The organism is Rhizobium sp. LjRoot254 (assembly GCF_964254105.1).
GTDB lineage: Bacteria > Pseudomonadota > Alphaproteobacteria > Rhizobiales > Rhizobiaceae > Rhizobium_E.
This window is the reverse complement of record NZ_CAXUSM020000001.1, coordinates 3,604,485-3,627,791: the sequence shown is the minus strand read 5'-3', so window position 1 is coordinate 3,627,791 and position 23,307 is coordinate 3,604,485. Positions and strand designations below refer to the sequence as shown.

Sequence of the window (23,307 nt, the reverse complement as noted above, 5' to 3'; positions counted from 1 at the left end):
AATACCAAGACGGAAACGCCGCGCTGAAGCGCGGCGTCCGTGTTCTCGTTTCCATTGGCCTCAGCTGTTGCGGGCAAAGGTCTTGCTGGTGACGGCCAGAGAATGTGAATCGGGGCCAAAATCGGCATCGCCTGATATCTTCAGCATCTCGGCAAGCCTTGTACGCGCACGGTTGACGCGGCTCTTGATCGTACCGACCGCACAGCCGCAGATGACGGCCGCTTCCTCGTAGGCAAAGCCGGACGCGCCGACCAGGATGATCGCTTCGCGCTGGTCATCGGGCAGTTTCTCGAGCGCCGCCTTGAAATCGTTGAGATCGAGGATGCCGTGCTGGCTCGGATTGTTCGACAACTGCTCGGTGAAATAGCCGTCCGAGTCCTGGATCTCGCGACCGCTCTTCCGCGCCTGGCTGTAAAATTCATTGCGCAGGATCGTGAAGAGCCACGCCTTCATATTGGTGCCGTGTTCGAAGGATTCCTTCTTGGCCCAGGCCTTCATGATTGTGTCCTGCACGAGATCGTCGGCATAGTCGTGGCGCTTGGAGAGCGAGACCGCGAATGCGCGGAGGCTGGGCAGGCATGCGAGCATGGACCTCTTGAAATCACGCTCGATTGCGTCGGGCGAGACATCCGTCATTTGAACTCCTCGACAGCATCATTTCTTTTGGCCGCCCGCTCGGCCAGGTCAAGCTTTTCGAGAAGATCCAGGAAGCGGTCGGGTATGGCCTCTTCCTGGAGCGAATCGTAATATTCTCTCAAGCGCTTCGGGATTTCGGCATAAGCGCCGGCTATATCCGCGGAGCGTTTGCCCCTGATATGGTTGTCTTTGATCAAGTTTTCTACTCACGTTGCAACGTTTTTGCCGCTGACGCCAAGAACGTACCTATGGTGGCATATGTTCCATGGCCTTGAAAATAATTCCTGAGCTTCGCGTCGAGTCTCCGCCGGAACAAAATGCCGCTCCAATCAATTGTATACGCAGTCAAACAGCAGGAGAAAACCGATGCTCTACTACGCGCTTCTATTTCTTGTTGTTGCGATCATCGCAGGCGTTCTGGGTTTCACTGGAATTGCGGGTGCCTCGGCGAGCATCGCACAAATTCTGTTCTTCGTCTTCCTCGCCTTGATGGTCGTTTCGCTGTTGATGCGGGCCAGCCGGCGCACCTAAGATCAAGACTCTACTCGAGAGATCAAACCCGCCGCATGCCGGCGGGTTTTCCATGCGCGATTTCAGCACGAAACGATGAAAGCGGGGCCGAGCGGCCCCGCGTCGCAATATCAAGAAACTGATCAGTGGCGGCTCAGCCAGGTATCGATGTCGCGCTCGGCGTCTTCCTGCGCGGTGCCGTAGCGCTCCTGGAGCTTGCCGGCGAGTTGCTTGCGATTGCCCCGGATGACGTCGAGGTCGTCGCCGGTGAGCTTGCCCCAGTTCTTCTGGACCGAACCCTTGAACTGCTCCCAATTGCCTTCGACCTGGTTCCAATTCATCTCGTGTTTCCTTTCATGAGGTTGAAACAAAGAGCGCAATTTTCGCTCGGCCTGACAACGGCGCCATATGCAAAGAGTTCCCAAAATCGGGACCATAAGACGTCTCAAAATTTTTTTGGAAACCCCCGGAACTTTTGGCTGCGCAATCTGTTTTTGCATCGCGAACCTGCTTCCCCTGACAGGTTCGCCCCTCCGGCGTCACCGCTCCCCGCCCGCAGGTGGCGCCCCCAGAAGGAGAGAAGCGTTATTCCGTCCCCCCGAAACGCTTCTCTCCTTCTTAATCCCCAGAGAAGGTTTGGCTGAACGCGTCAACGGAACAATGCGTCCGGCGCCGCGTTATTGCGACACCGCCGGCGGCTCTGCCGCAATGGAATTTGGAAGTCAGGAGTGACGATGAAGCATGAAGCCGATTCTACTATGGCTGATAGGCATTCCCGTGCCGATCATATTTTTCCTTTACACCATGGGTTGGCTCTGATCGCCGCCCCTGCGACCCACTAACCAATCAGGAGAACGATCATGGCACTTTCGAAAGCCGCAAATGATGCAAAGGCCAGCGCCAACGAAACGCTGTCGCAGCTCGAACTGGAGCAGCGCCTCGACGACCTGAAGAGCGAGATCGCATCGATCACCAAGACGCTCACGGCGCTTGGCGGCCAGAAGGTCGAAGATTATCGCGCGAGCATGGAGCGGCTGGCGGCGGACGCGGTTTCCGCGTCGCTCAAGGCGTTCGACTCGGCCCGCAGTGAAGCTGTGTCGCTCGAGGAAACCTTCGAAGAACATGTCCGCGCCCATCCGCTCCGGTCTGTCGGTATCGCGGCCGGTATCGGGTTCCTCTTCGCGCTCATGAGCCGCCGCTGAGATGTCGGAACTCGTCGCCGCCCTTACCGGACGCATACGGGCTTCAGGCCAGCACTTGGTCGTGACGCTGATCGCCTACGCCATCGTGGCGATCCTGCTTTTGTCGGCCTACGTGGCGTTCATGTACGCGCTGGCGTTCTGGATTGCATCGGAATTCGGCCCGATCGTCGCGGCCCTGTCCATCGCCATCGCGACCCTGGTCATCGCGCTCGGCATCGTCGTCTGGCTCAAGGTTCGGGCTGGCCGTCAAGAGCGCCGTCGGGCGTTTCGGGCGAAAGCGACGGTAAGCGCGGGTTCCACCGCCGCGGTGGCGACGGTCGTGCCGATGATGGTTCGCGCAAGCCCCGTGGGATCGCTGCTCGCAGTCGCGGTTCTTGCCTATGTGCTCTCCCGCGCGGGGCAGCGCGAGCGGGATTGAAGCAAGGCCCTTCCGCCTCCGGGCGGAAGTCTCTGAAGTTCTTGAAACCGTAAAGAGGCTCAAGGAGGCTACCATGCTCGACAAGATCAAGAGCCCTGAAATCAGGGAAATCATGAATGATCCGAATCTGACCCATCAGGACCGGATCCGGAAACTGATGAAGATTCGCGACGATGCGCGCGCCGAACAGCGCATGGCGTCGGAAAGTCCCAGCGTCGATGATGACGGCCTGAACTCCAAGCTGCGCGATGTCGAGATGCTGCTCGACAAGCTCGGCGAGACGCCCGCCGTCGAAGAAGGCAAGGGCGCCAATACCCTTTGATCCAATTGGCCCGCGGAAATTGACCCGCGGGCCTTTTCATGGTCCCTATCTCAGGAACTGAAAGAAACGGGAATAATCTGAAGACGCTGGAACCTTAAAGGGATCCATTCGTTACTACGCAGGTCAACTTTTACTGTACGTGTAAGCAGGGGAGAAATCATCAATGTCATTGACCGCACGGGTCGCAGCCCATCTTCCGTTCCTGCGGCGCTATTCACGCGCCGTGACTGGATCGCAAACCTCGGGCGACGCTTATGTCGTTGCGACGCTGGAAGCGCTCATCGCCGATATTTCCATCTTTCCCGCGGCTTCGTCGGATCGCGCGGCGCTCTATAAACTCCTCGTGACGATCCTCAGGTCGTCGACGGTGGACGTACCCGCCGTCTCCTCGCATTACGCCTGGGAGAAGAAGGCCATGGCCAATCTTTCGGCGGTGCCGACGATGGCGCGTCACGCCTTCCTGCTGGTCTCCGTGGAGGGCTTCACGCTCGCCGAAACGGCCGAGATTCTCTCGGTTACACCCGAGGAAACCGCCGACCTGCTCGACGACGCCGCCAAGGAAATCTCGCGCCAGATCGCAACCGACATCCTGATCATCGAGGACGAGCCGCTGATCGCACTCGACATCGAACAGATCGTCAAGGATCTCGGCCACACGGTCACCGGCATCGCCCGCACGCACAAGGAGGCCGTCGAACTCTACAAGAAGACATCGCCGGGGATGATCCTCGCCGATATCCAACTCGCCGATGGCAGTTCGGGCATCGATGCGATCAACGACATCCTCAAGATCGCCAGCATCCCGGTCATCTTCATCACGGCTTTTCCGGAAAGGCTGCTCACCGGCGAGCGCGCGGAACCGACATTCCTTGTGACCAAGCCTTATAATCCCGACATGCTGAAAGCGCTGATCAGCCAAGCGCTGTTCTTCAACGAAAGTTCGACCGCAGGTGAAGCGCTCTCGGCATAGTCGTGTAGACACATTTGAAGATTTCATCAGCCAGTGACGGGCGGCGCGACCGGCGGACAAAGCCGGTCGCCTATCTATCTCTGGTTCCTGCGCCGATCCCAGCGCTACGAGGTGATGTGTGGTACAAAGATTTCTGTGGCACGCCCAGGATCTGAAGGAAGACAGGCTCAATTCGTTCTTCATTTCCGCGCTTGTGGACATGCGCGCCAGCCTCATTCTGCAGGATGAGGAGGGCAGCTATCTCTGCGTCACCAGCCTGCCCGATTGCTGGACCGTCGACCGGAATTCGACCCCGGGCGATACAAGCATTTTTGGTCCCGAGATCGCCGCGCAGCTCTCCGAATCGCGGCGAAGGGCGCAACGCACCGGCAATACCGACCAGATCGAGGTGCGGCTCGCCGAGGACCGGATCTTCGAATTTCGCGTCCTGTCGGTGCTGCCGCGCGTAGGCGACGTGCAGATGATCACGACGATCATCGACCGCACGGAGGATCGCCGGCGCGAGAAGGTCCTGCAGCAGCTGCTGCGCGAGGTCAGCCATCGCTCGAAGAACCTGCTCGCGATCATCCAGAGCATCGCCACCCAGACATCGCAGCATGCCGACTCGATCGAAGCCTATGTCCAGAAGTTCCGAGGGCGCATCTTCTCGCTTTCCCGCTCGCAGGACCTGATCACCGATTCCGGCTGGCGCGGCGCCTATATAAGGGAATTGCTCGAGCAGCAGGTCGGATCATATGTCAACGGTAACATCGAGCTCGTTCGCTTCGAGGGCGTCAACACGCTGTTGTCGCCCAATGCCGCGATGCATCTGGGCTTGGCGTTCCACGAACTGGTCATCAACACCATCACTCACGGCACCATCCTGAAGACCAACGACACGATCAACGTCCAGTGTTCACTGAAGACGGAAGATGGTGTGAAACGCCTGCAAGTCGTCTGGAATGAGCCGATCGCGCGGGATCGCTATTTCCTCGAGGATCGTCTGACCACGCCGAAGTCCCGCTTCGGCCGCGCCATCCTCGAACGTGTCGTGCCGATCTCGGTCAACGGCGCCGCCACCTATTCGATCACCGACACCGGCATCAAATACACGCTCAACTTTCCCGTCGATATCGACGAGAGCCTTAGAGCCGTTCCCGCGAGTGGGCAATCAGCCGGAAAACGAAATCGATCTTCCTGATGATCGCATCGGTCAGCACGAATGGATAAAGATCGGGCTGTCCCAGGCTCCGGTTAATGCTGTTTATGGCGACCGTCAGCGGGATCCAGGCGGCAATGATCTGGTCGATACTCGTCGCTTCATACGGATCGACATCGGTGGGAGGAATGCCGCCCGCAGGCGGCTCGCCGGGATAGATGCCGTAGACGCGGGCCGTCTCCAGGCCATCCACCATGTGGAAGCAATGCGCCCATGTCTCCGCGAAATCCTCCCATGGATGCGATGATGCATAGGCGCTGATAAAGGTCTGCTGCCAGCCGGCTGGCGCGCCATTGGCATAGTGGTTCCGCAGCGCCTGCTGATAATCGATATCCGGATCGCCGAACACTTCGCTGAATGCCCCGATGCCATCCCGGTCCTTGACCAGCAGGTCCCAGTAGAAGTGACCGATCTCGTGGCGGAAATGGCCGATCAGCGTGCGGTAGGGCTCGCCCATCATCGTCCGGCGTCGCTCGCGCTCCGCGTCGTCGGCTTCGGCGATATTGATTGCGATCAGGCCGTTGTGATGGCCGGTGAGAATGGGTTCGATGACGCCATTTCCGTCAGCCTGATCGGCGAGAAACTCGAAAGCGAGGCCGTGCTCGGGATCGTCGGCACGACGGGGGATCGGAAGCTGCCAGCGTGTGAGCGAGTAGAACAGATGCTTCTTGGCTTGCTCGATCTTGCGCCAGTTGTCGTGATTCTCGGGCACCGAGAGGTCGGGAATGGTCAGGTTGAACCGGCAGGCCAGGCAGAAGGCGTCGTCCCGTTCGACCGGCACCAGCCAGTTGCAGGCGCCCTCAGCCGCGTTCTCGCAGAAAATGTAGGGGCGGCTCGGATCGGCAAGTGCGGTCCAATCCCCGTCGTCCGTCAGAACCAGCGCCGACATGTCGAACAGCCGATGAATGTAGCCGATGCGACTATTGCAGACGAGGCAGACATCATTGTTGAAATGGATCGTGTTGCCGCAGTTCTGGCATTTGAAGAGTTTCATGGAATTCCGTTCGGACACTCGCGAGAGGTGGGCGGACACTGCGCGTTTGCCTTGACATGTTCAAGGCCAGAAGTCCGCGCTTTCGAACGCGCATAGGCGGCCGCGAGTTCCATCCATGCGGTGGATTTCACGGCTTTGGCGACTGGCGGTATCGCCTGACTTTGAAGTCAGGCGATCACTTTTCCCTCTGAGTCGAACCGATGCATCTTCCCACGATCCGGTGTCGCGTAGACCACTTCGTCGGCGGCATAGGGATGCTCTCCGAACAGCCGCGCCGTGATCAACCCGACCTTCTCGGACTCGATGTAGACGATCGTGTCGGCGCCGAGATGCTCGACATGCACGATCTTGCCCTGCCAGTCGCCGCTTTCGCGCGACAAAGTCATATGCTCGGGGCGGACGCCGATCGTGGCGGCACCTGTCTCACCGATGCGGCCGGCCTCGATGAAATTCATCTGCGGCGAGCCGATGAAGCCGGCGACGAAGAGATTGGCGGGCTTGTTGTAGAGTTCCATCGGTGAGCCGATCTGTTCGATCCGCCCGGCGCTCAGCACCACGATCTTGTCGGCCAGCGTCATCGCCTCGACCTGGTCATGGGTGACGTAGATCATCGTCGCCTTGAGGCGGCGATGCAGCCGGGCGATTTCCAGCCGGGTCTGGACGCGGAGTGCCGCGTCGAGGTTGGAGAGCGGCTCGTCGAACAGGAAGAGCGTGGGTTCGCGCACGATGGCGCGGCCGATGGCCACGCGCTGACGCTGGCCGCCGGAGAGTTCGGCCGGGCGGCGAGCGAGATAGGGGCCGAGCGACAACAGGTTCGAGGCGTTCGCCACGCGCGTTTCGATGACATCCTTTGCTTCGCCCGCCTGCTTGAGGCCGAGGCCCATATTGTCCTTGACGGTCAGATGCGGATAGAGCGCGTAGGACTGGAACACCATGGCGATGCCGCGCTTGGCAGGCGGCACGGACGACACTTCCTTGCCGTCGATGATGATCGAACCCGACGTGATATCCTCGAGGCCGGCGATCGAGCGAAGCAGCGTGGATTTTCCGCAGCCCGACGGTCCGACGAAGATGACGAACTCGCCGTCCTTGACCTCGAGGTCGATGCCTTTGAGGACGTCGACTGGGCCAAAGGACTTGCTGACCGACTTAAGTGTAAGATTACCCACGGGTTTTGTTCTCCGGGTTCGTCGTTTATAGGTTGACCATCTGGCCGGTGCGGACGCTTTCGTCGGCGGCCAGGCAGATGCGGAGCGATTGCACCGCGTCGTTCATGTGGCGGGATAGATCGATGTCCTCGCGGATCGCCTTAAGCACATAGGCCTGTTCGAGATCGCAGAGTTCCTGATGGCCGGGCTCGCCCGCCATCTGCAGCATCTGGTCGGGTTCGGCAAAGCCACTGCCATCGGCATTGGTCTTGGCGCGGTGCAGGCGGATGGTCGAGGTCTTGGTATGGGTATCGATGTCGTCGGACTTGGCGTTCGGATCCATGACGATCGAAACGCAGCCGTTTGGCGACATCACATCCTTCACGAAGAACGCGGTTTCCGAAATCATCGGACCCCATCCGGCCTCGTACCAGCCGATCGAACCGTCGTCGAACATCACCTGAAGATGGCCGTAATTATACATGTCAGGCGCGATTTCGTCGGAGAGACGCAGCCCCATGCCGCGGACGGAGACCGGCTTGGCATCGGTGATCTGGCACATCACATCGACATAGTGCACGCCGCAATCGACGATCGGCGGCGTCGTCTGCATCAGCGCCTTGTGGGTGCCCCAGGTCTTGCCGACGGATTGCTGGTTGAGGTTCATGCGGAACACGAACGGCCCGCCGAGCTCGCGGGCGAGCGAGATCAGCTTCACCCAGGACGGATGGTGGCGCAGGATATAACCGACCACCAGCTTGCGGCCATTGGCTTTCGCGCATGCGACGACACGTTCGGCGTCGGCCACCGTCGTCGCTAAGGGTTTTTCGACGAAGACATTGGCGCCCGCTTCCATCGCCATGACGGCAAAGTCGGCGTGGCTGTCGGAATAGGTGTTGATCGAGCAGAGTTCGGGCTTGAGCTCCTTCAACGCGTCCTGAAAGGACGGATGGATCCTGTATTTGTCCATGCCGTCGGGCAGCTCGACTTTCGAACGGTTGACGAGGCCCACGATCTCGAAGCCCGGATTGTTGTGATAGGCAAGCGCGTGGCTCATGCCCATATTGCCGAGGCCGGCGACCAGGGTTCTGATCGGGGTCATTTCACTGCTCCTGCCGTAATGCCGCGGATGAGCTGCCGCGAGAAGATGAGATAGAGGATGAGCACCGGCGCGATGGCCAGCGACAGCGCCGAGAGCACCGCATTCCAGTTGGTGACGAACTGGCCGATGAAGATCTGCGATCCGAGCGTGATCGTCTTGGTCGCCTCGGAAGGCGCCAGGATCAGCGGGAACCACAGGTCGTTCCAGATCGGGATCATCGAGAAGACGGCAACGGTCGCCATTGCCGGGCGTATCAGCGGCAGCACGAGCCGGACGAAGATCTTGTATTCCGAAAGCCCGTCGATGCGGCCAGCGTTCTTGAGGTCGTCGGACACCGTCTTCATGAACTCGGACAAGATGAAGATCGCGAGTGGCAGACCTTGTGCCGTATAGACCAGGATCAGCGCCGTCAGCGTATTCACCAGGCCTGAGGCGACCATGCCCTGCAGAATGCCGATCGTGCCGAGCCGAATCGGGATCATGATGCCGAGCGCCATGTAGAGGCCGAGCAGCGTATTGCCCTTGAAGCGATATTCCGACAGCGCGAAGGCCGCCATCGCACCGAACAGCAGCACCAGCGCGATCGACACGATGGTAACCACAAGCGAATTTTGCATGTAGTGCACGAAATCGCCCTGGCCGAGCACGGTCGTGTAGCCGATCAGATCGAAGGTCGCGGGCTTGTCGCCGATCGCCGGCAGTGGTGGCTGCATGGGATTGCGGAAGATCGCATTGCGCGACTTGAACGAGTTGATGATGGTCAGCACGACAGGGAACAGCGCGATCGCGGTGTAGGCGATCAGCACCGCATGTGCCGCTGCCGATCTGCCGAGGGAGGAACGAGCCTTTGACATCTAGCGATCCTCAGAACTGGTAGTGGCGCATGCGCCGCTGGATGGTGAAAAGATAGAAGCTGACGCCGGCGAGGATGATCAGGAACATCACCGCCGCGATCGTTGCGCCCATCGACCGGTCGCCGAGCTGGAGCTGGAAGCCGAAGAAGGTGCGATAGAGCAGGGTGCCCAGGATATCCGTCGATCCATCCGGACCGGCAAGCGCCCCCTGCACCGTGTATATCAGGTCGAAGGCGTTGAAATTGCCGACGAAGGTCAGGATCGAGATGATGCCGATGGCGGGCAGAATGAGTGGCAGCTTGATCTTCCAGAACTGGCTCCAGCCGGTGATGCCATCCATCTCCGCGGCTTCCAGCACTTCGTCCGGGATGTTGAGCAGCGCGGCATAGATCAGCATCATCGGAATGCCGACATATTGCCAGACCGAGATCAGCGACACCGCGATCAGCGCCGAACTCGGCTTGCCGAGCCATGGGCCGAAGATGAATTTCAGGTGCACGAGGTCGAGCAGATAGGGCGTCACGCCCCAGATCGGCGACAGGATGAGCTTCCAGATGAAGCCGACGATAACGAAGGACAGTAGCGTCGGCAGGAAGATCGCCGTGCGGTAGAAGGTGGCGAACCTGAGCTTCGGCACCGACAGCAGGGCAGCGAGCGCTATGCCGATCGGGTTCTGCACCAGCATGTGGATGATGAAGAAGATGACGTTGTTCCGGAGCGCGTTCCAGAAGTCCACCGACCATTTCTCATCACCGAACAGGGTGACGAAATTGCCGAGGCCGACAAAGACCCTCTGGTTGTCGACCACGTTGAACAGCGACAGCCAAAGTGTGCCCGCAAGCGGGATGATCATCACCGCCGAATAGATGAGGAATGCCGGCAGCATGAAGACGATGATGTGCCAGCGGAACGGCCGCCGGGCAGGTCTCTGCATGCTCTCCATGTCCCGGATCTCGGCCATCGTCTGGTCTTCCATATCTTGTGTTTTGAAATTGCCCGCCCTGAGGCGTCGATTATGGCGCAAGCGCGCATGCTTGTCATGGCGATCCGTCTTCTGACGGCGCCTTACATACTTGCAAAAGTGGCGGCGCATGCGGGATGCGCCGCCACCATCATGTGAGCGAGCTTACTTCGCCGGCTTATACCAGCTGTCGAGGCCCTTCTGGAGCTTCTCGGCAGCAACCTGCGGCGTGTCGGTGCCGTTGATCACGTTGGCGGATTCGACCCAGGTTTCGTTTTCAAGGTTGGGCGTGCCGCGCGACAGGATCTGGTAGGTCGACCGGATCGTCGACTTGCACTTTTCGCGCCAGGAGACGAATTCCTGAGCGAGCGGATCCTGCATCTTCACCGGGGTCTTGTTCAGGCTGAAGAAGCCCGGCAGCGAATTCGCATAGAGATCGGCGAATTCAGGCGAGGCGATCCAGGTGAGCAGCTTCTTGGCTTCTTCCGGATGCGCGCTCTTGGCGTTCATGCCGACGGCAATGTCGGTATGGTCGGAGATGAAGCACGGATCGCCATCTTTCGGCACCGGCGGCAGGAACGCGCCCATCTTGAACTGGGCCTGGGTGTTGAAGCCGCCGATTTCCCACGAACCGGCGGGATAGATCGCCGCGCGGCCGAGCGTGAAGAGGTTCTGGCTGTCGGGATAGGTTTGGGCTTCGAAACCGTCGCCGAGATAGGGCTTCCATTTGGCGAGCACTTCATAGGGCTTGACCCAGCCTTCGTCGGTCAGCTTCTGGTCGCCCTTGATCAGAGCCAGGCGACCTTCTTCACCCTTCCAGTAGTTCGGGCCGATATTCTGGTAGGCCATGGTGGCGGCTTCCCAGAGATCCTTGGTGCCCATCGCCATCGGGATGTAGTTGCCGTCGGCCTTGATCGCGTCGAGGACCTTGAAGAATTCTTCCTCGGTCTTCGGCGGAGTCAGGCCGAGTTTGTCGAAGGCATCCTTGTTGTAGATGAAGCCGTGGATAACAGAGGCCATCGGCACGCAGAAGGTGGCCGAACCATCGTCCGTCGACCATGCCGACTTGGCAACCGGCTCGAAGTTCTCCATGCCGGGGTTGCTGGAGATGTCGGCGAGGTAGCCCTTCTTGTAGAGGTCGAGCGAGGCGTCGAACGGGCGGCAGGTGATCAGGTCGCCGGCGGAGCCGCTTTCGAGCTTGGCGTTGAGCGCCGCGTTATATTCCGTCGGAGCCGACGGCGAGAACACAACCTTGATACCGGGGTTCTTGGCTTCGAAGGCCGGGATCAGCTTGTCCTTCCAGATCGAAAGGTCGTCGTTACGCCAGCTTTCGATGGTCAGCGTCACGGCTTCCGCATGCGCCACGCCGGCAAGGCCGGCAAGCGCGGTCGCCACAAGAAGCGCCTGTTTGAATGCACGGGTCATCTTTTCATTCTCCCAATTTTAGCAATCGTCCACTGTGGCCGATGCTGGTTCCTGTCACGATCCTGCCTTTGCCTTCTTGAGGGCGCTACGCAGATTCTGGTTACAGCTTTCGAGCAGCCTGCCGGCGGATTGGGCGCCATCCGCGCCGGCGGCCAGCAGGACCGCAATCTTCACCGAGCCGTCCGCCTCCTCGAGCAGATGACCGGCCTTTTCGATATCCGTGCCCGCAATGACAGACACGATGCGGCGCGCGCGATCGCGGAGCTTGTCATTGTCGGCGCGCAGGTTGACCATGAAGCCGTCATGCACATGGCCGAGATGCACGGCTGTCAGTGTCGAGATCATGTTGAGCGTGATCTTTTGCGCCGTGCCCGCGCCCATGCGGGTCGAACCGGCGACCGCTTCGGGCGGCGTCTGAAGGAGAATGGCAACATCCGCGCCAGTGAGCAGCGGCGTATCCGCATTGTTGGCGATGCCGATCACCGACGCGCCGCGCACCTTGGCGACGGCCGCCGCCCGAACCGTGTAAGGTGTCGAGCCGCTGGCGGAAACGCCGATCAGGCAATCCCTGGCCGACACATTCGCGCCGGTCACATCCTCTTCGGCGAGAACCACGTCGTCCTCGTAGCCGCCTGCGAGCAGTTCGAGACTATCGGCGCCACCGGCGAGAAGAATGAGCGCCTGTTCGGGCGCGATCCCGAATGTGCCGGGCAGTTCCAGGCCATCGGAGAGCGCCATCAATCCGGAGCTGCCGGCGCCCGCATAGATAAGGCGTCCGCCGGAAGCGATTTTCGACGCCGCGAGCCGGGCGGCATTTTCGATGGAGGGGAGGGCGCCGCGCACGCTTTCCACAGCTGAAAGCTGGCCGTCGAGGAGCACGGAAAGGATTTCCGACGGCGGCAGGCCGTCCAGTCCTTCTGCTTGTCTGTGGCGTGCTTCCGTGGTGACGGCCATTGTTCTCCCCTTGTCTGTCGTGATAATGCCAAAAAAATACCACTTGTCCAGAGAAATTTACAATTATGTCATTTAGGTGTTCGCGGCAAATTAGAGAAATCAGAAAAATGTAACAAATTCATAATGATAAAAAATATCCGCTGTTTGACGAAAAACGCCCTTGGTTAATGGTATTTTTTTGGTATTATGTTTTCGAGGAGCAGATCATGCCAGATTATCTCATTGGAATCGACGGAGGCGGCACCAGCTGCCGGGCGGCTGTGGCAACAGCCGATGGTATCGTCATGGGTTCCGCTAGGAGTGGTCCAGCCAATATTCTCACCGATCTCGATGGTGCGCTCGAAAACATCATCAAAGCAGCAAAATCGGCCTTTGCCAATGCCGGGCTCGACCCTGAAAGTGTTTATGGTTCACGCGCACTGCTCGGCCTCGCAGGCTCGAATGTCAGCGACGTTGCCGATCGCCTGCTGGCGAAGCTTCCCTTCAAGCATTCGGAGATCGTTTCCGATGGGCTGATCGCGCTGCAGGGCGCGTTCGGCGATGCGGATGGAGCCATCGCGATCATCGGCACCGGCACGATCTATCTCAGCCGCAAGGCCGGCCGTGTGCGCTATTTCGGCGGTTGGGGCTTTATCGTCGCCGACCAGGGCAGCGGCGCCCGGCTCGGCCATTCCCTGTTGCAGGAGTGTCTATTGGTCAGCGACGGCATCCGCCAGGGCTCGGCGCTGACATCCGATATATTGTCCGAGTTCGATAACGATGCATCGAAGCTCGTGGCCTTCGCCCGCTATGCGGCACCATCGGATTTCGGCCGCTATTCGCCGAAGATATTCGAAGCTGCCAATTCCAACGATCCGGTCGGCCTCAAGCTGCTTCGCTCCGGTGCCGCCGCGATCGACGAGACGCTCGATGTCGTGGTGCGCGAGGGCGGCGAGAGAATCTGCCTGCTCGGCGGGCTGTCCCCCTTCTATCCGCCATGGCTTTCGGAGGCCCATCGGGTCCGGCTCGTGGACGCTAAGACCGATGCGCTGAGCGGTGCTGTGTCACTGGCAGTGTCCCGCTTCGGCGCGAAGGTGGGCGCATGACCAGCGTTTCCGCCTTTCTCTCGCCAGACGACCTGCAATTCGCCGGCACCGGCCCGCTCTATATGAAGCTGCAGCAGGCGCTTGAAGGCGCGATCAAATCCGGACGCCTCAAGAGCGGCGAGGCGCTGCCGCCGGAACGCGATCTTGCCGAATATGCCAATATCAGCCGCGTCACCGTCCGCAAGGCCGTGGATGAACTGGTTCGCGAGGGCTTCCTCGTCCGGCGCCACGGGTCCGGCACCTTCGTCGCCAAGCCGATGGCCAAGGTCGAGCAGCCGTTGTCGCGCCTGACATCCTTCACCGAGGACATGTCGCGGCGCGGGTTTTCGACCCGCGCGGAATGGCTGGAGCGCGGCCTGTTCACGCCCTCGCCGGACGAGATGGTGATGCTGGGCCTGCCTGCGGGCGGGCTCGTTGCCCGGCTCGGGCGCCTGCGCATCGCGGACGACAATCCGCTGGCGATCGAGCGCGCCAGCATCTCGGCCGAATTCCTGCCCGATCCCGAAAGCGTCGGCGACTCGCTCTATGCGGCACTCGAAAAGCGCAATGTGCGGCCGGTGCGCGCCATCCAGCGCCTCTCCGCCTGCAACATCAAGGAGCAGGATGCGGCCCTCCTCGACGTGGTGCCCGGCTCGGCCGGCCTCGCCATCCAGCGTATTTCCTACCTGCCGTCTGGCAAGGTGGTGGAACTCACCCGCTCGCTCTATCGCGGCGATGCCTATGATTTCGTGGCCGAACTCACCATCGGCTGACAGAGAGTATGACGATGACCGAAACCCACATGCGCCGCGAGATCAACGAGATTCCGGAGGCCTGCGCGCGCCTGCTCGACAAATCGGGTGCCTCCCTGAAAGGTGCTGGCGCTGCGCTCGCCGCCAAGGATCCCGCCTTCCTCTGCACCATCGCGCGCGGTTCGTCGGACCATGCCTCGCTGTTCATCAAATACGCGATCGAACTGACCACCGGTCGCGCCGTCGCCTCGCTCGGGCCGTCGCTCGCCTCGATCTATAATGTGAAGCTCTCGCTCGGCCAGGCGGCGGTGTTTTCGGTTTCACAGTCCGGCCAGAGCCCGGATATCATTTCGCTGGTAAAGTCCGCCGGTGACGCTGGCGGCCTGACGGTTGCGCTGACCAATACGCCGGGCTCGCCGCTCTGGGATCATTCCGATGTGAAGATCGATATCGCAGCCGGGCCGGAACTCGCGGTTGCCGCAACCAAGTCCTATGTCAATTCGGCGGTGGCGGGCCTTGCGATCCTCGCCGAATGGACCGTAAATCAGGACCTGAAGCGCGCCGTCAATGCGCTGCCCGAGCATTTCGCCAAGGCGCTGGCGCTCGACTGGCAGGCCCTGCTTCCGGCTTTGGAAAAGAACGAGTCGCTCTATGTGCTCGGCCGTGGTCCGGCGCTCGCCATCGCATCGGAAGCCGCCCTCAAATTCAAGGAAACCGCCGACTACCATGCGGAGGCCTATTCCTCGGCCGAAGTTCTGCATGGACCTGTCGCACTGGTCGACCGGACTTTCCCGGTTCTGGCATTCGCCGCTCGCGACGCGGCCGAAGCGAGTGTCTCCGGCATTGCAGAGGATCTCGCCGGCCGGGGTGCGCCCACCTTCCTCACCTCGGATCGCGCGACCAAATCCACACGGCTGCCCTTTGTCGAGACGGGCCATCCGATCACCGATGCGCTTTGCCTGATCGTGCCCTTCTACGGCTTCGTCGAAGCGCTGTCGCGCCGCCGGGGCTATGATCCGGATAAGCCCGCGGCGCTCAACAAGGTGACCAAGACGCAATGAGCATCAAGGCGATCACGAGCGGACGGATTTTCGACGGCCAAGTCTGGCACGACGGCAAAAGCCTGGTTGTCGAGGGCGGTAAGGTCGTGGCTCTGACAAGCGAGATTCCGGCGGGTACCGAGTGTGTGGATGCCGATGGCGCGTTCGTCATTCCCGGCTTCATCGACCTGCAGGTCAATGGCGGCGGCGGCGCGATGTTCAACGACCAGCCGACTCCAGAGGGTATCGAGCGCATCATCCGCGCGCATGCGAATTTCGGCACGACGAAACTTCTGCCGACGCTGATCACCGACAACAGAGAGATTACATCGGAAGCGCGCAAGGCTGGCACGGATGCAGCGGCGCGAAAAATTCCGGGTTTCCTCGGCATCCATCTCGAAGGCCCGCATCTCTCGGTTTCCCGCAAGGGTGCCCACGATCCGAAACTGATCCGGCCGATGGAGGCCGCCGATCTCGATGCGCTGCGGACCTATCGCAGCGAAGCGGGACTGCTGCTGACGACGCTGGCACCCGAAAGCGTCTCGCTAGACCAGGTCCGCACGTTGGCTGATGCCGGCGTGACGGTCAGCCTCGGTCACACCGACACGACCTGCGCCAATGCGCTCGATTACTTCTCGGCCGGCGCGCGGATGGTGACGCATCTCTTCAACGCCATGAGCCCGCTATCCCATCGCGAGCCGGGTCTGGTCGGTGCGGCGCTGCATTCGCAATCGGCTTTCGCCGGCATGATCGCCGATGGTTTCCATATCGATCCGGTCTCGATGGGTGTCGCGCTGCGCGCCAAGTCAGGGCCGGGCAAGATTTTCATCGTCACCGACGCCATGTCGACCATCGGCACGGACGAGACGGGCCTCATGCTCAACGGCCGCCAGGTGTTTCGCGAAGGCGGGCGGTTGACGCTGGCCGACGGCACGCTGGCGGGTGCGGACATCGACATGCTGAGCTCCGTGCTCTTCGTACACCACAAGCTTGGGTTTCCCCTGGAGGAGGCCATCCGCATGGCCTCGCTCTACCCCGCCGAAGCCATGGGTCTTGCTGACACCCACGGCAGCCTGCGGCCGGGCCGAGTGGCGGATTTTATTCTGCTCGAGCCGTCACTTTCGATCCGTTCGGTCTTTATCGACGGCGAGGAACTGGGCTAGTCTTCCCCAAGGAGGACAGCATGACCCCAAAACCGGACTTTGCCCGCCAAGGCCGCGAACTGGCACCGAACCAGACCTCGCAGCTCATCGTTATCGTTATCGATATCGAGACCGGTGAGCAGACGATCGTCCTTACTGCCGACGAGATCATCGAGGCGCCGAACTGGACGCCGGATGGTGAAACGCTGATCTTCAACGCGGGCGGCGAGATCTGGCGGATCGATGTCGAGGGCATCACGGTGCCCGAGCGTATCGATACCGGCCGTTTGCATGATCTCAACAACGATCACGTCCTGTCGCCCGACGGGCAGACGCTCTATCTGAGCTCCAACGACGGCCATCTCTATTCGGTCCCGGTCACCGGCGGCGAGCCGGTGCGCGTCTCCAATAATCACGACACGCCGTTCCACTATTACCTCCACGGCATTTCACCGGATGGCGAGACGCTCGCCTATGTCGCCGTAGAGGGCACCGGCGAGAGCCGCCGCATCAACATCTTCACCATCCCCGCGAAGGGCGGTCCCGATACGCGCCTGACCGATCTCGCAAAACCGCATGACGGACCGGAATATTCGCCGGATGGAAAATGGATTTATTTCGGCTCCGAGCGCGCTTCCGAATTACCCGGTCACTCCCAGCTATTCCGCATGCGGCCGGATGGCTCCGGGGCCGAGCAACTCACCTTCGACGAGCGCGTCAACTGGTTTCCGCATCCCTCGCCGGATGGCAGCCAGGTCGTCTATCTCAGCTATCCCCCCGGCACGCTTGGCCACCCGCCGGACAAGCCGGTCATCCTCAGGTTGATGACGCCGGATGGCCGGAATATTCGCGATATCGCGGCCTTCAATGGCGGCCAGGGGACCATCAACGTCAACAGCTGGGCGCCGGATTCCCGCCGTTTCGCTTATGTCGCCTATCCCTTTGGAAGCTGACGGAAAAATTGTCATGCTGCGCGAATAAAATCGCCGCAATCGACGTCAAACTGTTCGCGGGGAGTTTCCGCGAACGGCCGAAGAATGCCGTCGTCTCTCCGCTACGCCTTATTCAAGGGGCGGCGGATCGGCATGCTTCCGTGCGGAAGCGGTTGACTCGCTTTATCGAAGACTAAAGACTGTTTTTAATTTCGCCGTCATTGGGAGCTGACCGCCATGCGCGTCTCTATCCGTTTCACTCTCTTGCTCGCTGCACTTCTCTTCTCGATATCCACCTCGTTTGCCGCCGAAGGTGCGCGCACGATCGTGACGGTCAAGGATGCCGATTATTTCGGCTTCGACCTCCGCACCGAGCAGGAAGTGACGCTCGAACAGTGCCAGAACATCTGCATCGGCGACAAAGCCTGCAAGGCCTTCACCTACAACACGAAGGCGCAGTGGTGCTTCCTGAAATCCGATTTCAACAAGATGAACCCATTCCCGGGCGCCGTCGCGGGCAAGATCGTGACCGAGGTGGCCGAGCCGGATATCGGCGCCGCCCCGCCGCTCGATTTCATCAACGAATATACTTTGGGTGAAGCCGAGCGCTTCAAGGACAAGCTCATGACCCCCGACGGCTATCAAGGCGTCGGGCTCGAAAGCGCGATCACGATGGCGCGCCAGGCCGTTAATTCAGGCGCAATCGACCAGGCGATGATCGCCTTCAAGGCCGCCTTGACGCTCGACCCTGAAAATGCCGATTTGTGGGCCGAGGCGGCCAATGTCTCGACCCGCATCAACAACAATTACGAGATCAACTACCAGGGCCTGAGCGCCTCCATCAACGCCTACAACCTGACGCACACCAAGACTTCGCGCGGCAAGGCATTGGCGATCCTGGCAAAATCGCTTGAAAACAATTCGAGCTATCGCGCCGGCCTCAATGCCTACAAGGCCAGCCTGAAGCTGGTCGATGACGGCACGGTCCGCGTCGCCTATGAAGACCTGCGCTTCCGCCAGGGCTTCCGCGTCACCGGCAACACGATCGACAATGACAGCGCCAATCCGCGCGCCTGCATCCAGTTCTCGGAAGACCTGGTCAAGGAAGGCGTGGACTATTCCTCCTTCGTGACGCTCGATGGCGTGGCACCCAAGGCGCTCGATGCCAAGGGTTCGCAGATTTGCGTCGAAGGCCTGCAGCATGGCCAGCGCTACAAGATTGCAGTCCGCGAGGGCCTGCCGTCGTCGGTCGACGAGCCGTTGATGGCACAGGTCGATATCGACGCATACGTCAAGGATCGCGGCCCGAGCGTCCGCTTCACCGGCGACAGCTTCGTGCTTCCCAGCACCGCCCGTCACGGCATCCCGCTCGTCTCGATCAATTCCGACAGCGCCGACCTGAAGCTCTACCGGATCGGCGATCGCAACATCACCTCGCTGTTGCAGAATTCGCAGTTCCTCAGCCAGATGGATGGCTACAACGCCACGCGCATCGAAGAGCAGCAGGGCGAACTCGTCTGGAAGGGCTCGATCGACATCAAGCCCGAACTGAACAAGGAAATTATCACCAGCTTCCCGGTCGATGAAGCACTGCCCGAGCGCAAGCCCGGCGTCTACGTGCTGACCGCCGTTTCCAAGCAGTCCAATGCCAGCGATTGGGAAGCCAAGGCCACCCAGTGGTTCGTGGTCTCCGATCTCGGCATCTCGACCTATGCCGGCACCGATGGCCTCAATGTCTTCGTCCGCTCGCTGTCGACCGCCAAGCCGGCCGCCAATATCAAGCTGACGCTGCTTGCCAAGAACAACGAAATCCTCGGCACCGCAAGCACTGATGCCGATGGCCGCGTGATGCTTTCCGCCGGCCTGATGCGCGGCACCGCCGCCATGACGCCTGCCTTCCTGACCGCCACCGATGGCGCCAAGGACTATGTGTTCCTCGATCTCACCCGCGCGGGCTTCGACCTTTCTGATCGCGGTGTCACCGGCCGTCCGGCGCCGGGCGCGATCGACGTCCTGTCCTGGACCGAGCGCGGCATCTACCGCGTCGGCGAAACCGTGCATGTCGCTGCTTTGGCGCGCGACATCGCCGGCCAGGCGATCGAAAAGCTGCCGCTGACCTTCGTCTTCCTGCGTCCCGATGGCGTCGAGGATCGCCGCATCGTGTCCAGCGGCGGACAACTCGGCGGCTATTCCGTCGATCTCGCGCTGCAGGACAGTTCCATGCGCGGCTCGTGGGTGATGCAGGTCTTCACCGACCCCAAGGAGCCGGCGATCAGCACTGTCAACTTCCTGGTTGACGACTTTGTGCCCGATCGCACGGAATTCACCATGACTGCCGCCGATGAGGCGATCACTGCCGGCCAGCCCGAGGCGATTTCCGTCGAGGGCCGCTATCTCTATGGCGCGCCGGCTGCCGGCCTCGAGCTCGAAGGCGACGTCGCCGTCAAGCCGACCCGGACCCGCAACGAGTTCCCGGGCTACATGTTCGGTCTCGCCGACGAGGAATCATCGGATGGCACGACCGTTGCGCTCGAAAATCTCGAAGTGCTCGACGACGAGGGCAAGACAAGCTTCGATATAATGCTGCCGGACCTGCCGTCGACCACGCAGTTCCTCAATGCCAATATTACCGTCCGCATGAGCGAGCCCGGCGGCCGTGCCGTCGAGCGCACCATGACGCTGCCGGTCAATTCCGGCAACGAGATGATCGGCATCAAGCCGGAATTCCAGGGCGACCTCGCCGAGAATTCGATCGGCAATTTCCATGTCATCGGCCTTGATGCCGCCGGCAAGAAGACGCCGATGACCGGTCTCAAGTGGAAGCTTCTCCGCATCGAGCGCCAGTATCAGTGGTACCGCGACGGTGGCACCTGGCGCTACGAGCCGATCTCCTCCAGCCAGCAGATGGCAACCGGCACACTCGATCTGACCGCTGACGGCGGCAAGATCTCGGTGCCCGCAACCTGGGGCCGCTACCGCCTGGAAATCGAATCCGCGGCAACCGACGGCCCGACCTCAAGTGTGGAATTCGATGCCGGCTGGTACGTCGAGGCATCCTCGACCGAAACGCCCGATGGCCTTGAAATCGCGCTCGACAAGGAAAGCTACAAGGTCGGCGATATCGCCAAGCTCAAGATCTCGCCGCGCTTTGCCGGCGAGGCGCTGATCAATGTCGGCACCGAAAGCGTGTTGATCTCCAAGAACGCGACGATCGCCAAGGAAGGCGGCGAGATCGAGATCCCGGTTACCGCCGATCTCGGTTCCGGCGCCTATATCACCGCCACGATGTTCCGTCCGGGCGATTCCCAGGACAGCCGCATGCCGATGCGTTCCATCGGCATCAAGTGGCTGGACGTCGATCCGGGCGAAAACAAGCTCGCGATCACGCTCAACGCTCCGGAGCAGACCCTACCGCGCCAGCCGCTCGAAATCGCGGTCGACGTCAAGGGCGCCGGCGCCAATGAGGAAGCCTACATCACGCTTGCTGCCGTCGACGTCGGCATCCTCAACCTGACCCGCTATGAGGCGCCGGATCCGGATGGCTGGTATTTCGGCCAGCGCATGCTGGGTCTCGAAATCCGCGACCTCTATGGCCGTCTGATCGATGGTTCGCTCGGCACGACCGGCCGCCTTCGCACCGGTGGTGACGGCAATGGCGCGCTTGATGCCAGCCCGCCGACCGAAAAGCTCGTGGCCTTCTTCGCAGGCCCCGTGAAGCTTGATGCCCAGGGCAGGGCGGTCGTCAAGTTCGACATCCCGCAGTTCAACGGCACGGCTCGTTTGATGGCGGTTGCCTGGACCAAGACCGGCGTCGGCCACGCCGTCAAGGACGTGGTGATCCGCGATCCCATCGTGGTGACCGCGAGCCTGCCGCGGTTCCTGGCGCCGGGAGACGAAGCACAGTTCCGTCTCGATATCGCCAACACCGATCTGCCCTCGGGCGATTACAAGCTCAGCCTTGTCTCCAATGCTTCGGTCTCGATCATTCCAGAAGTGACGGCCAAGACGATCAAGCTCGAAGCCAAGGGCAAGTCCGACTTCACCATCCCGATCAAGGGTGGCCTGGCAGGTGACGGTGTCATCACGGTCAAGGTCGAAGGCCCCAACGGGTTCTCGATTGAGCAGGCGCTCAACGTCAATGTTCGTCCTTCGACTTTGCCGCTCACCGAACGCCGGCTGGTGCGGATCGATCCGGGCCGCAGCCTGTCGCTCGACAGCCAGTTGCTCGCCGACAGCATCATGCAGGGTGCCTCGGTCAGTCTGAACCTGACGCGCTCGCCCGCCTTCGATGTGCCGGCGCTGCTGATGACGCTCGACCGCTACCCCTATGGCTGCGCCGAGCAGACGACGAGCCGCGCCATGCCGCTGCTCTATCTCTCGGAACTCTCGGCCCAATCCGGCATCGCGCAGGATGAAGCCACGAAGAAGCGGGTGCAGGAAGCGATCTACCGCGTCCTCTCCTACCAGTCGTCCTCGGGCAGCTTTGGCCTCTGGTCGCCCGGCTCCGGCGACATGTGGCTCGATGCCTATGTCACCGACTTCCTGACACGTGCCCGCGAACAGAAGTTCGAGGTTCCGGAACAGGCGCTCGTGCAGGCGCTCGACAATCTCGAAAACCAGCTCGGCTACGACAATAACGTCTCCGTGCGCGGCAACGAGATGGCCTATGCGCTCTATGTGCTGGCCCGCAATCGCCGCGCGGCGATCAGCGACCTGCGCTACTATGCCGACACGATGCTGAAGGACTTCCCGACCGAACTCGCCCGTGGCCATATTGCCGCATCTCTGGCGCTCTATGGTGACCGTGAGCGTTCGGAACGCATCTTCGCAAGTGTGGCCAACATGTCTGGTATGCTGGTCAATGTCAGCCTCTCGCGCTCCGACTACGGTTCGGCGCTGCGCGACGATGCGGCAATCCTGGCGCTGGCGGCCGAAAGCCGTCCGCAGAGCCAGGTCGTGCCGGAACTCGCAAAGCTCGTGGCCCGCGATTGGGAACGCACGACGTGGCTCTCCACCCAGGAACAGACCTGGATGGTGCTGGCCGCCCGCGCGATCAAGGATGGCGACCAGGATATCCGCGTCTCGGTCAATGGAACACTCAAGCAGGGCGGTTTCCAGAGCCGGATGTCGGGTGAGCAACTGCTCGCCAACCCGCTTGAAGTGGTCAACACGGCCAACGAACCGGTGACGGCGGTGATCACCTCGGTCGCTTCGCCCAAGACTCCGCTGACCGCCGGTGGCGACGGCTTCGAAATCTCGCGCGCCTATTACACGCTCGATGGTGAAGAGGCCAATGTCAGCGAAGCCACGCAGAACGAGCGCTATGTCGCGGTTCTCACGATCAAGCCGAAGAACGACCTCCAGACCCGGATGATGGTCACCGACCTTCTGCCGGCTGGTTTCCAGATCGACAATCCGGGCCTGGTCAACAGCGCCAGCCTCGGAAGCTTCGACTGGCTGCCGGAGACGGAAGCCGCTCACCTCGAGTTCCGCTACGACCGGTTCCTGGCGGCCATCGACCGCTATCCCGGCGACCGGAGCGACGTGACGCTCGCCTATGTCGTCCGTGCGGTCACCCCAGGCACCTACGACCATCCGGCCGCGAGCGTCGAGGACATGTATCGCCCGCAGCTCTACGCCCGTAGCGCAGCTGGCAAGATGAAGGTGGTGGCGCCGTAAGGCG

Annotated in this window: 22 protein-coding genes; 12 read left to right on the top strand and 10 right to left on the bottom strand. The window is 61.1% G+C overall.

The window, feature by feature from the left end; all coding sequences use genetic code 11:
• Positions 1-60: 60 nt before the first annotated feature.
• Together ACSQ26_RS17885 and ACSQ26_RS17880 are read right to left on the bottom strand one after the other, a co-directional pair.
• Positions 61-636 (bottom strand): RNA polymerase sigma factor, encoded by a 576-nt coding sequence (locus ACSQ26_RS17885; RefSeq protein WP_436011156.1) that lies wholly within the window; start codon positions 634-636, stop codon positions 61-63.
• Positions 633-830 (bottom strand): NepR family anti-sigma factor, encoded by a 198-nt coding sequence (locus ACSQ26_RS17880; protein ID WP_436015332.1) that lies wholly within the window; start codon positions 828-830, stop codon positions 633-635. The genes ACSQ26_RS17885 and ACSQ26_RS17880 overlap by 4 nt, the downstream gene beginning before the upstream one ends.
• Before the next feature lie 172 nt (positions 831-1,002).
• Here ACSQ26_RS17880 and ACSQ26_RS17875 point away from each other — a divergent pair, with 172 nt between their 5' ends.
• A complete protein-coding gene (locus tag ACSQ26_RS17875; protein WP_436011154.1) occupies positions 1,003-1,167 on the top strand; it encodes a DUF1328 domain-containing protein in 165 nt (54 codons plus the stop codon).
• Between the two features lie 122 nt (positions 1,168-1,289).
• Here ACSQ26_RS17875 and ACSQ26_RS17870 read toward each other — a convergent pair whose 3' ends face one another.
• On the bottom strand, positions 1,290-1,487 hold the full coding sequence (locus ACSQ26_RS17870; RefSeq protein ID WP_436011152.1) for a CsbD family protein: 198 nt from the start codon (positions 1,485-1,487) through the stop codon (positions 1,290-1,292).
• 519 nt (positions 1,488-2,006) lie between these two features.
• Between ACSQ26_RS17870 and ACSQ26_RS17865 the strand changes: the two genes are divergently transcribed.
• From ACSQ26_RS17865 to ACSQ26_RS17845, 5 genes are all read left to right on the top strand, one after another.
• A complete protein-coding gene (locus ACSQ26_RS17865) occupies positions 2,007-2,348 on the top strand; it encodes a DUF883 family protein (protein WP_436011150.1) in 342 nt (113 codons plus the stop codon).
• Position 2,349: 1 nt separating this feature from the next.
• Positions 2,350-2,766, top strand: coding sequence for a hypothetical protein (locus ACSQ26_RS17860; protein ID WP_436011148.1), 417 nt, complete (start codon positions 2,350-2,352; stop codon positions 2,764-2,766).
• 73 nt (positions 2,767-2,839) lie between these two features.
• Positions 2,840-3,088 (top strand): hypothetical protein, encoded by a 249-nt coding sequence (locus tag ACSQ26_RS17855; RefSeq protein ID WP_436011146.1) that lies wholly within the window; start codon positions 2,840-2,842, stop codon positions 3,086-3,088.
• Positions 3,089-3,251: 163 nt separating this feature from the next.
• Positions 3,252-4,058 carry a response regulator gene (locus ACSQ26_RS17850; protein WP_436011144.1) on the top strand — a complete coding sequence of 269 codons (807 nt, stop codon included), beginning with the start codon at positions 3,252-3,254 and terminating at the stop codon, positions 4,056-4,058.
• 118 nt (positions 4,059-4,176) lie between these two features.
• Positions 4,177-5,238, top strand: coding sequence for a sensor histidine kinase (locus ACSQ26_RS17845; protein ID WP_436011142.1), 1,062 nt, complete (start codon positions 4,177-4,179; stop codon positions 5,236-5,238).
• Here the strand turns inward: ACSQ26_RS17845 and ACSQ26_RS17840 are convergent.
• The 7 genes from ACSQ26_RS17840 to ACSQ26_RS17810 all read right to left on the bottom strand — a co-directional run bounded on the left by ACSQ26_RS17840 (position 5,183) and on the right by ACSQ26_RS17810 (position 12,694).
• Positions 5,183-6,250: a zinc-binding metallopeptidase family protein gene (locus tag ACSQ26_RS17840; RefSeq protein WP_436011140.1), complete on the bottom strand. Its 1,068-nt coding sequence runs from the start codon at positions 6,248-6,250 to the stop codon at positions 5,183-5,185. The genes ACSQ26_RS17845 and ACSQ26_RS17840 overlap by 56 nt on opposite strands.
• Positions 6,251-6,417: 167 nt before the next feature.
• Positions 6,418-7,419, bottom strand: a complete 1,002-nt coding sequence (locus ACSQ26_RS17835; protein WP_436011138.1) for an ABC transporter ATP-binding protein — start codon at positions 7,417-7,419, stop codon at positions 6,418-6,420.
• 25 nt (positions 7,420-7,444) lie between these two features.
• The gene (locus ACSQ26_RS17830) at positions 7,445-8,500 is read right to left on the bottom strand and encodes a Gfo/Idh/MocA family protein (protein ID WP_436011136.1); all 1,056 of its coding nucleotides are present in this window, start codon (positions 8,498-8,500) and stop codon (positions 7,445-7,447) included.
• Positions 8,497-9,354, bottom strand: a complete 858-nt coding sequence (locus tag ACSQ26_RS17825; RefSeq protein WP_436011134.1) for a carbohydrate ABC transporter permease — start codon at positions 9,352-9,354, stop codon at positions 8,497-8,499. Before ACSQ26_RS17825 ends, ACSQ26_RS17830 begins: the two co-directional genes overlap by 4 nt.
• 10 nt (positions 9,355-9,364) lie before the next feature.
• The gene (locus tag ACSQ26_RS17820; protein WP_436011132.1) at positions 9,365-10,315 is read right to left on the bottom strand and encodes a carbohydrate ABC transporter permease; all 951 of its coding nucleotides are present in this window, start codon (positions 10,313-10,315) and stop codon (positions 9,365-9,367) included.
• Between the two features lie 165 nt (positions 10,316-10,480).
• Entirely contained in the window at positions 10,481-11,740 is a 1,260-nt protein-coding gene (locus ACSQ26_RS17815; RefSeq protein ID WP_436011130.1) for an ABC transporter substrate-binding protein, read from the bottom strand.
• A 54-nt stretch (positions 11,741-11,794) separates the two neighbouring features.
• Entirely contained in the window at positions 11,795-12,694 is a 900-nt protein-coding gene (locus ACSQ26_RS17810; protein WP_436011128.1) for an N-acetylmuramic acid 6-phosphate etherase, read from the bottom strand.
• A gap of 206 nt (positions 12,695-12,900) precedes the next feature.
• Between ACSQ26_RS17810 and ACSQ26_RS17805 the strand changes: the two genes are divergently transcribed.
• From ACSQ26_RS17805 to ACSQ26_RS17780, 6 genes are all read left to right on the top strand, one after another.
• Positions 12,901-13,779 carry a BadF/BadG/BcrA/BcrD ATPase family protein gene (locus ACSQ26_RS17805; RefSeq protein WP_436011126.1) on the top strand — a complete coding sequence of 293 codons (879 nt, stop codon included), beginning with the start codon at positions 12,901-12,903 and terminating at the stop codon, positions 13,777-13,779.
• Positions 13,776-14,531 (top strand): GntR family transcriptional regulator, encoded by a 756-nt coding sequence (locus ACSQ26_RS17800; RefSeq protein ID WP_436011124.1) that lies wholly within the window; start codon positions 13,776-13,778, stop codon positions 14,529-14,531. Before ACSQ26_RS17805 ends, ACSQ26_RS17800 begins: the two co-directional genes overlap by 4 nt.
• 8 nt (positions 14,532-14,539) lie before the next feature.
• Entirely contained in the window at positions 14,540-15,571 is a 1,032-nt protein-coding gene (locus ACSQ26_RS17795) for an SIS domain-containing protein (protein WP_436011122.1), read from the top strand.
• Entirely contained in the window at positions 15,568-16,713 is a 1,146-nt protein-coding gene (nagA, locus tag ACSQ26_RS17790) for an N-acetylglucosamine-6-phosphate deacetylase (RefSeq protein WP_436011120.1), read from the top strand. The genes ACSQ26_RS17795 and nagA overlap by 4 nt, the downstream gene beginning before the upstream one ends.
• A 20-nt stretch (positions 16,714-16,733) precedes the next feature.
• Positions 16,734-17,645 carry a TolB family protein gene (locus ACSQ26_RS17785; RefSeq protein ID WP_436011118.1) on the top strand — a complete coding sequence of 304 codons (912 nt, stop codon included), beginning with the start codon at positions 16,734-16,736 and terminating at the stop codon, positions 17,643-17,645.
• A 216-nt stretch (positions 17,646-17,861) separates the two neighbouring features.
• Complete coding sequence (locus tag ACSQ26_RS17780; RefSeq protein ID WP_436011116.1) at positions 17,862-23,303, top strand: alpha-2-macroglobulin family protein; 5,442 nt, start codon at positions 17,862-17,864, stop codon at positions 23,301-23,303.
• Positions 23,304-23,307: the final 4 nt, after the last annotated feature.

What these genes read in the sequence shown, in the direction of transcription:
- ACSQ26_RS17795 (WP_436011122.1), top strand. Translation starts at nt 14,540, where the DNA reads ATGACGATGACCGAAACCCACATGCGCCGCGAGATCAACGAGATTCCG.
- ACSQ26_RS17870 (WP_436011152.1), bottom strand. Translation starts at nt 1,487, where the DNA reads ATGAATTGGAACCAGGTCGAAGGCAATTGGGAGCAGTTCAAGGGTTCG.
- ACSQ26_RS17800 (WP_436011124.1), top strand. Translation starts at nt 13,776, where the DNA reads ATGACCAGCGTTTCCGCCTTTCTCTCGCCAGACGACCTGCAATTCGCC.
- ACSQ26_RS17785 (WP_436011118.1), top strand. Translation starts at nt 16,734, where the DNA reads ATGACCCCAAAACCGGACTTTGCCCGCCAAGGCCGCGAACTGGCACCG.
- ACSQ26_RS17830 (WP_436011136.1), bottom strand. Translation starts at nt 8,500, where the DNA reads ATGACCCCGATCAGAACCCTGGTCGCCGGCCTCGGCAATATGGGCATG.
- ACSQ26_RS17815 (WP_436011130.1), bottom strand. Translation starts at nt 11,740, where the DNA reads ATGACCCGTGCATTCAAACAGGCGCTTCTTGTGGCGACCGCGCTTGCC.
- ACSQ26_RS17810 (WP_436011128.1), bottom strand. Translation starts at nt 12,694, where the DNA reads ATGGCCGTCACCACGGAAGCACGCCACAGACAAGCAGAAGGACTGGAC.
- ACSQ26_RS17805 (WP_436011126.1), top strand. Translation starts at nt 12,901, where the DNA reads ATGCCAGATTATCTCATTGGAATCGACGGAGGCGGCACCAGCTGCCGG.
- ACSQ26_RS17850 (WP_436011144.1), top strand. Translation starts at nt 3,252, where the DNA reads ATGTCATTGACCGCACGGGTCGCAGCCCATCTTCCGTTCCTGCGGCGC.
- ACSQ26_RS17820 (WP_436011132.1), bottom strand. Translation starts at nt 10,315, where the DNA reads ATGGCCGAGATCCGGGACATGGAGAGCATGCAGAGACCTGCCCGGCGG.
- ACSQ26_RS17875 (WP_436011154.1), top strand. Translation starts at nt 1,003, where the DNA reads ATGCTCTACTACGCGCTTCTATTTCTTGTTGTTGCGATCATCGCAGGC.
- ACSQ26_RS17865 (WP_436011150.1), top strand. Translation starts at nt 2,007, where the DNA reads ATGGCACTTTCGAAAGCCGCAAATGATGCAAAGGCCAGCGCCAACGAA.
- ACSQ26_RS17860 (WP_436011148.1), top strand. Translation starts at nt 2,350, where the DNA reads ATGTCGGAACTCGTCGCCGCCCTTACCGGACGCATACGGGCTTCAGGC.
- ACSQ26_RS17855 (WP_436011146.1), top strand. Translation starts at nt 2,840, where the DNA reads ATGCTCGACAAGATCAAGAGCCCTGAAATCAGGGAAATCATGAATGAT.
- ACSQ26_RS17780 (WP_436011116.1), top strand. Translation starts at nt 17,862, where the DNA reads ATGCGCGTCTCTATCCGTTTCACTCTCTTGCTCGCTGCACTTCTCTTC.
- ACSQ26_RS17825 (WP_436011134.1), bottom strand. Translation starts at nt 9,354, where the DNA reads ATGTCAAAGGCTCGTTCCTCCCTCGGCAGATCGGCAGCGGCACATGCG.
- ACSQ26_RS17840 (WP_436011140.1), bottom strand. Translation starts at nt 6,250, where the DNA reads ATGAAACTCTTCAAATGCCAGAACTGCGGCAACACGATCCATTTCAAC.
- ACSQ26_RS17885 (WP_436011156.1), bottom strand. Translation starts at nt 636, where the DNA reads ATGACGGATGTCTCGCCCGACGCAATCGAGCGTGATTTCAAGAGGTCC.
- nagA (WP_436011120.1), top strand. Translation starts at nt 15,568, where the DNA reads ATGAGCATCAAGGCGATCACGAGCGGACGGATTTTCGACGGCCAAGTC.